At 72.5% G+C, this 10,368-nt stretch carries 11 protein-coding genes and 1 pseudogene; 1 reads left to right on the forward strand and 11 read right to left on the reverse strand.

Annotated features, from left to right (window positions below):
* Positions 1-81 precede the first annotated feature (81 nt).
* Together GA0115240_RS13680 and GA0115240_RS13685 are read right to left on the reverse strand one after the other, a co-directional pair.
* Entirely contained in the window at positions 82-285 is a 204-nt protein-coding gene (locus GA0115240_RS13680; RefSeq protein ID WP_093736951.1) for a hypothetical protein, read from the reverse strand.
* A 308-nt stretch (positions 286-593) separates the two neighbouring features.
* Complete coding sequence (locus tag GA0115240_RS13685) at positions 594-875, reverse strand: acylphosphatase (protein ID WP_093736952.1); 282 nt, start codon at positions 873-875, stop codon at positions 594-596.
* 136 nt (positions 876-1,011) lie between these two features.
* On the opposite strand from GA0115240_RS13685, the gene GA0115240_RS13690 reads away from it, so the two are divergent.
* Complete coding sequence (locus tag GA0115240_RS13690; protein ID WP_093736953.1) at positions 1,012-1,890, forward strand: CAP domain-containing protein; 879 nt, start codon at positions 1,012-1,014, stop codon at positions 1,888-1,890.
* Positions 1,891-2,088: 198 nt separating this feature from the next.
* Here GA0115240_RS13690 and mutM read toward each other — a convergent pair whose 3' ends face one another.
* The 9 genes and pseudogenes from mutM to GA0115240_RS13740 form a co-directional block, all read right to left on the reverse strand.
* Positions 2,089-2,955 (reverse strand): bifunctional DNA-formamidopyrimidine glycosylase/DNA-(apurinic or apyrimidinic site) lyase, encoded by an 867-nt coding sequence (gene mutM, locus GA0115240_RS13700; RefSeq protein ID WP_093736954.1) that lies wholly within the window; start codon positions 2,953-2,955, stop codon positions 2,089-2,091.
* Positions 2,956-3,047: 92 nt separating this feature from the next.
* Complete coding sequence (rnc, locus tag GA0115240_RS13705) at positions 3,048-3,806, reverse strand: ribonuclease III (RefSeq protein WP_370673334.1); 759 nt, start codon at positions 3,804-3,806, stop codon at positions 3,048-3,050.
* A gap of 7 nt (positions 3,807-3,813) precedes the next feature.
* Positions 3,814-3,987: a 50S ribosomal protein L32 gene (gene rpmF, locus GA0115240_RS13710; protein ID WP_093736956.1), complete on the reverse strand. Its 174-nt coding sequence runs from the start codon at positions 3,985-3,987 to the stop codon at positions 3,814-3,816.
* A gap of 2 nt (positions 3,988-3,989) precedes the next feature.
* On the reverse strand, positions 3,990-4,613 hold the full coding sequence (locus tag GA0115240_RS13715; protein WP_093736957.1) for a YceD family protein: 624 nt from the start codon (positions 4,611-4,613) through the stop codon (positions 3,990-3,992).
* Positions 4,614-4,762: 149 nt separating this feature from the next.
* Positions 4,763-5,965, reverse strand: coding sequence for an ATP synthase F0 subunit B (locus tag GA0115240_RS13720; RefSeq protein ID WP_093736958.1), 1,203 nt, complete (start codon positions 5,963-5,965; stop codon positions 4,763-4,765).
* A 10-nt stretch (positions 5,966-5,975) separates the two neighbouring features.
* Positions 5,976-6,455, reverse strand: a complete 480-nt coding sequence (gene coaD / locus GA0115240_RS13725) for a pantetheine-phosphate adenylyltransferase (protein ID WP_202451340.1) — start codon at positions 6,453-6,455, stop codon at positions 5,976-5,978.
* Between the two features lie 116 nt (positions 6,456-6,571).
* Positions 6,572-7,153, reverse strand: coding sequence for a 16S rRNA (guanine(966)-N(2))-methyltransferase RsmD (gene rsmD / locus GA0115240_RS13730; protein WP_093736960.1), 582 nt, complete (start codon positions 7,151-7,153; stop codon positions 6,572-6,574).
* A gap of 63 nt (positions 7,154-7,216) precedes the next feature.
* Entirely contained in the window at positions 7,217-9,451 is a 2,235-nt protein-coding gene (gene recG, locus GA0115240_RS13735; protein WP_093736961.1) for an ATP-dependent DNA helicase RecG, read from the reverse strand.
* A gap of 67 nt (positions 9,452-9,518) precedes the next feature.
* A pseudogene (locus GA0115240_RS13740) lies at positions 9,519-10,368 on the reverse strand (dihydroxyacetone kinase); the annotation flags it as partial.

Below are 10,368 nucleotides of genomic sequence, written 5' to 3' on the forward strand. Positions count from 1 at the left end.
AGACGAAGGGACGCCGGAGGCGTCCCTTGCACCGACTGTCTCACGCGGTTTCCGCGACACCCGTCCGGCCGATCGGCCGGGTCAGGCGGGTACGGGCTCCGCGCGAACTACGTCGAGGCTGCTGAGCAGCGACTCTTCATGCGACGCGACAGACAGGGCGTCGTTCTCGGCCTGCATCCGGACAAGCTCGGATTCCAGGTCCTGAACGCGCTGCTGCAGCCTTCGCATCTCGGCGAGGAGTCGCGGGTCGGGACCGCCGACGTAACCGAGAAGCGCCTTTGCCATGATGGATGGTCCTCCACGCTGAGTGACCGACCGAAGCGGTATGGGTCGTGGGTGAGGGTGGGTTCGCTCCCGCGCACGGTGTTGTGGATACGCCGTGACCGCCGCTTATCATTCATCGGTGCCACGATGCGCGGGGCTTTTAGCGTCTCACCAATCGGGGGGACGGTCAACACGATCACAGCTCAGCCGTCGGGTCCGCCTCAGAAAACACGGCGCTCGACCGCGCCGCGGGCTGCTCGTCCGGCTTCGAGATCATCCTCGATGGGGGCAGCCTGACACGGCATCCGTCAGATGGCAACAGGTTGTGTTCACCGAATCTCGAATCGCGGATAGCCCCCTCGGGGCACCCCCCAGATTTCGGTCACGCCGTCGACCCGTCCGGGCGTGTCGCCGTCCCGCAGCCAGTCGAGCAGGAGTTCGCAGCGCTCGCGCGGGCCCTCGGCCACCACGTAGACCCGGCCGTCGTCCAGATTGGCCACGTAGCCGGCCAGACCGGCGATCCGCAGCGCCGCCTCCCGGGTCCACCAGCGGAACCCGACACCCTGCACCCGGCCGCGCACCCACGCGGTCAGCCGGACATTTTCGTTCATGTACGCACGCTATCCCCCCGGTTCCGACGCGATCACATCGTCGGCGGGCGCGATTCGCTACAGTCGCCCACCGACGGGATTTCACTCGTTCGGGTCAGCGACCCGGGCAGCACCGGAGCAGTGAGGAGCGCGGTACATGGGGCGACACAGCCGTCATGCACAGCCGGCAGCACCGCAGCCCGGCCCCCGCGGCCACCGGGGCCGCCGCAAGCACCACCCGGTGCGTACCGGCCTGCTGGCGTCGTCCGCCGTGATGGCGGTGGGCGCGGTCGCGGCGTCGTCCGGGCTGCTGTCGGGTGTGACCGGCGAACTGCCCCACCCGGACGGGGGCGGCGGCGACACCCAGGCGGACGGGCCCGGCCCCTCGCTGCCGGGCAGCGACATACCCTCGCCGCTCGGCCAGCGCACCTCGCAGGCCGGCGGCCCCAGCACGGTGCCGGGCACCTCACCGGCCGGCGCGCCCGGCGGCAGGAGCGCCCCGCCGCGGCCGAGTACGTCACCGCGGCCCAGCACGGCGCCACCGACCAAGCCGCCCGCGCCGACGCCCACCCGCACCAGCGCGGCCCCCACCACCCCGGTGGTGACACTGCCGCCGGCCACCAGCCCCCCGGTCGAGGCGCCCGCATCCACCGACGCGGTGACCGCGGCCCGCGCCCAGATCCTCTCCCTGGTCAACCAGCAGCGCGCCACGGCCGGCTGCAAGCCGCTGACCGCGAGCACGGCCCTGGACCAGCTGGCCCAGAACTTCAGCGACGACATGGCCGCCCGCGGCTTCTTCGACCACACCGACCCCGACGGCCACACCCCCTGGGACCGTGCCAAGGCGCTCGGCATCACCAACCTGGGCGGCGAGAACATCGCCCGCGGCCAGGCGGACGCCGACGCCGTGATGACCGCCTGGATGAACAGCCCCGGCCACCGCGCCAACATCCTCAACTGCGACTACACCACGCTCGGCGTCGGCATCCACTTCGGCACCGGCGGCCCCTGGTGGACGCAGGACTTCGGCTTCTGAGGCTGCCGACCGGATCGCCGCCCGCCCCCGCGGCAGGGGAGCCGCCGGCGCTGCCGGTGCCGCCGATCGGCCGCTGACGGGCTGGCGACGGCCGGGTCGTCCGGGACGCCCGGCCGGGCGCTCCGCCGCATGCCGAGCAGCGGCTCAGCCCGCTCGGCGCGGACGCCGCGGGGCGCCCGCGCGGGGCCGCCCAGGCTGCTACGACGCGGCGCGGGGCACCGGCTGACAGTGCGGGCAGAAGTAGCTGGAGCGGTTCATCCAGGGGCGGCGCCGGATCGGGGTGCCGCAGCGCCGGCAGGGCTGGTCCTCCCGGCCGTAGACGTCCAGTGAGCGGTCGAAGAAGCCCGATTCACCGTTGATGTTCACGTACATGCTGTCGAAGCTGGTGCCGCCGGCGGCCAGCGCGTCGGCCATCACCTCACGGATGTGGGTGAGGAGTTCCGCGGTGCGCGGGCGGGTCAGCGAGGCGGTCGGGCGGTCGTAGTGCAGCTTGGTGCGCCACAGCGCCTCGTCGGCGTAGATGTTGCCGACCCCGCTGATCAGCGACTGGTCCAGCAGGGCCCGCTTGATGGTGGTGCGTTTGCGGTGCAGCGCCGCGTGGAAGGCGTCGTCGTCGAAGGCCGGGTCGATCGGGTCGCGGGCGATGTGGGACAGCGGCTGCGGGAGCAGTTCGGGGTCGCCCGGGACGGTGTCGTGCAGCGACAGGCCGCCGAAGGTCCGCTGGTCGACGAAGCGGAGGTCGGTGCCCTCGCTGTCGGCGAAGGTGAAGCGGATCCGCAGGTGTTTCTCCGCGGCGGCGTCCTGCGGGCGGACCAGGAACTGGCCGCTCATCCCGAGGTGGGCCAGCAGGGCCTGGTCCTCGGTGACCGGCAGCCACAGGTACTTGCCCCGGCGGTGCGCCTCGCCCACCACGGTGCCGCGCAGCGCCTTGGCGAAGTCGTCGGCCCCGGCGGGATGCCGGCGCACCGCGCGCGGGTGCAGGACGGTGACGTCCTCGATGGTCCGTCCGCTGGCGAAGAGCGCCAGGCCGCGCCTTACGACTTCGACCTCGGGCAGTTCCGGCACGGGCTCTCCTCGCCACACGGACGTACGGCGCCCCGTCGGGGGCGCTGGGAATCCCCAGCGCCCCTTCGGGACGTCCCGAAGGGGCGGCGGGGTCAGCCGGCGGACGGAGTCGCCGTTTTGCGGATGCTGCGCCAGGCGGCCTCGGCCGCCTGCTGCTCCGCTTCCTTCTTGCTGCGGCCGGTGCCGGTGCCGTACTCGACACCACCGACGCGGGCGGCAGCCGTGAAGGTCTTCTCGTGGTCCGGGCCAGATTCGGTGACGCCGTATTCGGGGACGCCGAGGCCTTCGGACGCGGTGAGTTCCTGCAAAGAGGTCTTCCAGTCCAGGCCGGCGCCCAGGTTGGAGGATTCCTCGATCAGGGGGTCGAAGAGTCGGTGGACGAGTTCGGAGGCCGCGTCGAGGCCCTGGTCGAGATAGACCGCCCCGATCACCGCCTCCAGGGTGTCGGCGAGGATCGATGCCTTGTCCCTGCCGCCGGTTCCCTCTTCGCCCCGGCCGAGCCGGATGAAGGCGCCCAGGTCGAGCCCGCGGCTGACCCCTGCCAGGGCCCGCGAGTTGACCACCGCGGCCCGCAGCTTGGCCAGTTGGCCCTCGGGCAGGTCCGGGTGGGTGCGGTAGAGGGTGTCGGTGACCACCAGGCCGAGCACGGAGTCCCCGAGGAACTCCAGCCGCTCGTTGGTGGGCAGCCCGCCGTTCTCGTACGCGTACGAGCGGTGGGTCAGCGAACGCACCAGAAGGGCGGGTTCGAGGTGATACCCGAGCCGCCCTTCCAGAAGCGTGTGGGACGAGGCTTTGTCCGCGGCCTTCGAAGACACCGATGCGTCTGACGTGGAGGACACTGAGCCTGTCACCTGCCGATCAGACCTCGAGGACCTGACGACGGTTGTAGGTGCCGCAGCTCGGGCACGCGATGTGCTGGAGCTTCGGCTCGTGGCAGCGCTCGCACGCCACCAGGCTCACGGGCGCAGCCTTCCACTGCGCACGGCGGTGGCGCGTGTTACTGCGCGACATCTTCCGCTTCGGAACAGCCACGGCTACTTCTCCTGGTTCTTGTCGGCGTCGTCTCCGGCGCCGTTGAGCGGGTTGGTGAGATCCTGCTTCAGATCCTGCAAGGCCGCCCAACGGATGTCGGTGACCTCATGGTGATGCTCCGGGTCGTCGGCGAGCAGGGCCCCGCATTCGGAGCACAGGCCCGGGCAGTCGTCCCGGCACACCGGCTGCAGCGGCAGTGCGAGCACCACCGCGTCCCGCAGCACGGGTTCGAGGTCGAAAAGATCGTCCTCGAGTTCAAGCACGTCCTCGTCCTCGGCGTCGTCACCGGCTTCGTCCCTGCGGGCGGTCCTGGTGTCGGCGTCGGGGTAGGAGAACATCTCCTGGAAGTCCGCGTCCAGCTCGCGCCGGACCGGCTCCAGACACCTTACGCACTCCCCCGCCACCGGTGCGCGGACGGTGCCGGTGACGAGCACACCCTCCAGGACCGACTCCAGGCGGAGCGCCAGCTCGACGGTGGCGCCCTCCGGCACCCCGATCACGTCGACGATGCCGAGGTCCTTGGGGGCCGGCACCGAGCGGGAGACCTTGCGCATCGCACCAGGACGACGACCCAGCTCGCGTGTGTCGAACACGAGCGGGGCGTTGTGGTCGAGGCGGGTGTTCAGGGCTTCCTGCTTTCATCGGTACGGCCTGCCCGGGCCCCTTGCGGGTGGGCAGGCCAAAGCGCCGGCGATTCACACGGCTGGAACTGACAGGATACTGGACGCGCCGCCCCCGCCCAAACTTCAGCGGGGCCGGCGCCCGTGCCACCCGGTCAGCGGCCCTGTTCCAGCTCGCGCAGCCGGTTGAGGTCGATCATGCCGGTGTCGAAGAAGCTGGTCTCGTCCAGCGCGGCGGGCTGGGGGGCGTACCCCTCCTGCGGCTGGTACGGGATCTGCGGCGGGTACTGCTGCTGCTGCTCGTAGCCCTGGCTCTGCCCGTAGCCGTACGCGGGGTCCTGCGGATAGGCCTGCATGGGGGCCTGCTGGGCGTACGGGTCGGCCGCGTACCCGGCCTGCTGCTGGGCGTAGTCCTGCTGCGGGTCGTAGCCCTGGTCGGGCTGCGGCTGCTCGTAGCCCTGCTGCTCGGAGACGTAGCCGTAGCCGGCCGCCGGGTCCTGCGGGTAGCCGCCGTAGGCGGGGTCGGGCTGCTGGGGGACGGCCGGGGCCGGGGCGGCGGCCGGGTCGTAGCCGTACTGGGCGAGCTCGGCCTGCTCGGCCGCCACCGGGGCGGCGAGTCCGGCCATGTAGTCCGAGTCGCTCTGCCGCTGGGCGGCGGTCTCGCCGATGCCCTCGGCGGCGTCGGCGGCGGCCATCTGCGCGGCCAGGTCGTCGATCGGGTTGTGGCCGGTGAGCTTGAGACGGCCGCGGCCGACGGCCTCCAGCGTCTTGCTGAGCACCGCCTCGAAGGCGCCGAGCTTGGTGTCGACGTACTCGTCGGCGCGGCGGCGCAGCGTCTCGGGGTCGGTGCTGCGCTCGGGGGCGTCCGGGTCGTCCTCGGCGTACTCCTGGCCGTACTGGTCGTCGGCGTACGGGTCGCGGCCCAGCAGCTTCTCCCGGCCGCGGTCCACCGAGCCGATGGTCTTGGTGAGCACCACTTCGAAGTTGGCGAGCTTGCTGTCCACGTAGTCGTCGGCCTCGGCGCGGATCTCGTCGGCCTCGCGGCGGGCCTCGGCGACGATCCGCTCGGCCTCGTCCTGCGACTGGCGGGCGATCTGGGTGTCGGAGACCATCGAGCCGCGTTCGGCGTGCGCGGACTCGATGATCCGCTGGGCTTCGACGCGTGCCTCCTGGACCATCTGCTCGCGGCCGCCGAGCAGTTCCTCGGCCTGGGACAGCGAGGTCGGCAGCGCGGCGGAGACCTCGTCGAGCATGGCCAGCAGCTCGGCCCGGTTCACCACGCAGGAGGCCGACATCGGCATGGACCGGGCGCCGGCGACGGCTGCCGCGATCTCATCGAGCTTCTTCTGGACGTCCACGACGAAGACTCTACTGCTGCCGGAGCTTCGCGGTGAGCGCGTCCAGTACCGGCACCGGCACCAAGTGCGAGATGTCGCCGCCCCATTGGGCGACTTCCTTGACGAGGCTGGAGGACAGGAAGCTGTAGGCCGGATTGGTGGGGACGAAGAGGGTCTCCACGCCCGACAGGCCGATGTTCATCTGTGCCATCTGCAGCTCGTAGTCGAAGTCGCTGACCGCGCGCAGGCCCTTGACGATGGCCGGGATGTCGCGCTGCTCGCAGAAGTCGACCAGCAGGCCGTGGAAGGACTCGACCTTCACATTGCCCAGCTCGCAGGTGACCTCCTCGATCAGCGCGATCCGCTCGTCGATGGTGAACAGGCCGTCCTTCGCCTTGTTGATCATCACGGCGACGTGCACGATGTCGTAGAGCCGGGAGGCACGGGCGATGATGTCGAGGTGTCCGTTGGTGATGGGGTCGAAGGACCCCGGACAGACTGCGCGGCGCAAGAGTGGCTCCTCGCTCTCCGGACGGGTGCTGGGACGGGGACTGCTGAGGCTGGGGCTGGGGCTGCTGGGACGGGGGCTGCCGGAACCCGTGGCGGGCGGCGCCGGCTCGGGCGGCCTCATGACCCGGCGGTAACTTCCGCGGCGCGACCGTACCAAAGAGTCGCCTCGCCGTACCGCCGGGAGCGGGTGCCCTCGAATCCGGCCGGCCAGTGGAACGCGCCGCCCCGGGTCCTGCGCTCCACGGTGACCAGCGCTTCCGCGGTCAGCCAGTGATTCGCCCGGAGTGTGAGCAGGATCTCCCGCAGATCGTCGTCGGGGATGTCGTAGGGCGGGTCCAGGAACACCACGTCGTACGGCCGTTCGGGAGCCGGCCCGGCGACGGTCTTCTCGGCCCGGCCGGTGCGCACCTCGGCGCCGGGCAGGCGCAGCGCGGTGACGTTCTCGCGGACCACCCGGGCCGCGCGCGGGTCGGATTCCACCAGCAGCACGTGCTCGGCGCCGCGGGACAGCGCCTCCAGGCCGACCGCGCCGGAGCCGGCGAACAGATCGAGCACCCGTGCGCCGTGCAGGGTGCCGCGCAGCGACTCCCAGGCGGAGAACATCCCCTCCTTGGCCCGGTCCGAGGTGGGACGGGTTCCGGTGCCCGGCGGCACGGCCAGCCGGCGCCCGCCCGCGGCGCCGGCGATCACACGGGTCATGAGGGGCTCACCCGCACGACACTACCCTCCGCTCAACGGTCCCTCGTCCCGGCCTTCGCCCTGTCATCCCTTGTCCAGGTACTCCTCGCGGTCCGCGTCCAGCAGGCTGTCCAGCGCGCTGCGCAGATCGGGGTGGGCGGCCAGTTCCGGGTCGGCGGCCACGACCGCGGTGGCCTCGTCGCGGGCGGCGGTGATGACGTCCTCGTCGTCCATGACCGTCAGCACCCGCAGCGAGGAGCGGCTGCCGGACTGCGCCTGGCCCAGCACATCGCCCTCCCGGCGCTGTTCGAGGTCGATCCGGGACAGTTCGAAGCCGTCGAGGGTGGCGGCCACCGCGTCCAGCCGGGCGCGGGCCGGGCCCGCCTCGGGCGTCTCGGAGACCAGCAGGCACAGGCCGGGGGCGGATCCGCGGCCGACCCGGCCGCGCAGCTGGTGCAGCTGCGAGACGCCGAACCGGTCGGCGTCCATGATCACCATCGCGGTGGCGTTCGGCACGTTCACCCCGACCTCGATGACGGTGGTCGCCACCAGCACGTCCACCGCGCCGGCGGTGAAGCGGCGCATCACGTCGTCCTTGGCGTCCGGGGCCATCCTGCCGTGCAGCGCCTCGACCCGCAGGCCGGCCAGCGGACCCGCGGTGAGCTGCTCGGCCGTCTCCAGCACCGCCAGCGGCGGCCGGCGCTCACCGTCGTCCGGCGGCTTGTCCGCCGCGCCCTTGGCGCTCGCGCCGCTCTTGGCGGCCTTCGCGTCCTTGCCGTCCTCCTCGTCGCCGATCCGCGGGCACACCACGTACGCCTGGTGGCCGCCCTCGACCTCCTCGCGCACCCGCTCCCAGGCCCGGGCCAGGAAGTGCGGCTTCTCGGCGGCCGGTACGACATGGGTGGCGATCGGCGAGCGGCCGGCCGGCAGCTGGTCCAGCACGGAGGTCTCCAGGTCGCCGAAGACGGTCATCGCGACCGTCCGCGGGATCGGGGTGGCCGTCATCACCAGCAGGTGCGGCGGCTGTTCGGCCTTGGCCCGCAGCGCGTCCCGCTGCTCCACGCCGAAGCGGTGCTGCTCGTCGACCACCACCAGGCCCAGGTCGTGGAACTTCACCTTGTCCTCGATCAGCGCGTGCGTGCCGATGACGATGCCGGCCTCGCCGGTGACCAGGTCCAGCAGCGCCCGGCGGCGGGCCGCGGTGCCCATCGAACCGGTCAGCAGCACGACCTTGGTGCCCAGGTCGGATCCGCCGAGCATGCCGCCCTGTGCCAGCTCCCCCATCATCTCGGTGACCGAGCGGTGGTGCTGCTGGGCCAGTACCTCGGTGGGCGCGAGCATGGCGGCCTGGCCGCCGGTGTCCACCACCCCGAGCATCGCCCGCAGCGCGACCAGTGTCTTGCCCGAGCCGACCTCGCCCTGCAGCAGGCGGTGCATCGGGTGGTCGGTGGCCAGATCGGCGAAGATCTCCGCGGTGACCGAGCGCTGGCCGTCGGTCAGGGTGAACGGCAGCTTCGCGTCGAAGGCGGCCAGCAGGCCGTCGCTCCCCGGCCGCCGGGGCACCGCGGGCAGCGCGGACTCGTCGGCCCGGCGGCGGGCCAGCGCCACCTGCAGGACGAACGCCTCGTCCCACTTCAGCCGCTTCCTGGCGGCCTCGATATCGGCCTTGGTGCCGGGCCGGTGGATCTTCTCCAGTGCCACCGGCAGCGGCTCCAGGCCGCGGCTGGCGCGCAGCGCGTCCGGCAGTGGCTCCCCCACCCCGGCCCAGCCCAGGGCGCCCAGCGAGTTGAGCGCGGTGTCCACCGCCTGCGCGATCCGCCACGAGGTGATCTGCTTGACCGCCGGATACAGCGGGATCAGCCGGTTGGCGAAGGCGTCCACCGCCTCCTCGCCCTCGTCCGCGTCCAGCAGCTGGTAATCGGGGTGCGCGAGCTGCCGGGTGCGGTTGAAGACGGACACCTTGCCGGAGAACATCCCGCGCCGGCCCGGGATCAGCCGGTGGGCGTGCGCGTGCGCGGCCTTGCTGAAGAACACCAGGGTCAGCGAGCCGCTGCCGTCGGTCACCACCACTTCCAGCCGGACGCCCGAACCCCGCCCGTACGTCCGCTTGTCCGCCTTGGCGATCTGCGCGACCACCGTCACGTACTCGTCGACGGGCAGGTCGGCCAGCCGCGTCAGCTCCCCGCGCTCGGCGTACCGCCGGGGGTAGTGGTGCAGCAGGTCGCCGACGGTGCGCAGGCGGAGATGCTCGTCCAGCACTTTCGCGGTGCGGTCACCGACGAGCTTTTTGAGGGATTCGTCCAACGGGTTGCCGCTCATCACGCCCATCCTCGCGCACGGCACCGACAACCCGCCGCAGGGCCGGGCCGAAGGCCGCGCCGGGCCCTTACTCCACCCCCATCAGCAAGGGCGCCGCCTGCAGCCCGCCCTCGTACGTGACGGTGTCCACCGCCAGGTGGATCTCGCGGACGTGGGACTCGATGCGCCGGGCGAGGTCGGCGGGGGCGGTGGCGCCGGGGATGAGGGTGACGAGTTCGCCGCCGGCCGCCAGCATCCGGTCCAGGACGGTGACCGCGGTGGCCGCGAGGTCGGCGCCGATGACGGCCACGTCGCCGTCGATGAGGCCGAGCACGTCGCCGGCCTGGCAGACGCCGGCCATGGTCCAGGAGCGGTGCTCGGCGACGGCGAGTTCGGCGTAGCGGGTGGCGCCGGCCGCCGAGGTCATCGCGACCACGTCCTCGTCGAAGTGCCGGGACGGCTCGTGGACGGCCAGAGCGGCCAGGCCCTGGACCGCGGACCGGGTGGGGATCAGGGCGACCCGGACGCCGTCGGCGCGGGCCTGTTCGGCGGCGGCGCCGGCCGCGTGGCGCAGCTCGGTGTCGTTCGGCAGCAGGATCACCTCGCGGGCGTGGGCGCGCCGGATGGCGGCGGCGATCTCGCCGCTGGCGGGCTGCTCGCCGGGCCGGACGGCGACGACCGTCGCGCCGGCCTGGGCGCAGAGCCCGGCCAGCCCCTCGCCGTGGACGACGGCGACCACGGCCCGGCGGGCGCGTTCCCGGCCGGGGCGGCGGCCGGTCTGCTCGCCGAAGTGGGTGACCCGGATCCGGTAGGGCCGGCCGGCCTCGATGCCCGCCTCGACGGCGGCGCCGACGTCGTCGACGTGGACGTGCACGTTCCACAGGCCGTCCCCGCCGCCGATCACCAGTGAGTCGCCGAGGAGGTCCAGCCGGTCCCGG

Origin of the sequence: Streptomyces sp. DvalAA-14, assembly GCF_900091855.1 — a bacterium.
Classification (GTDB): Bacteria; Actinomycetota; Actinomycetes; order Streptomycetales; family Streptomycetaceae; genus Actinacidiphila.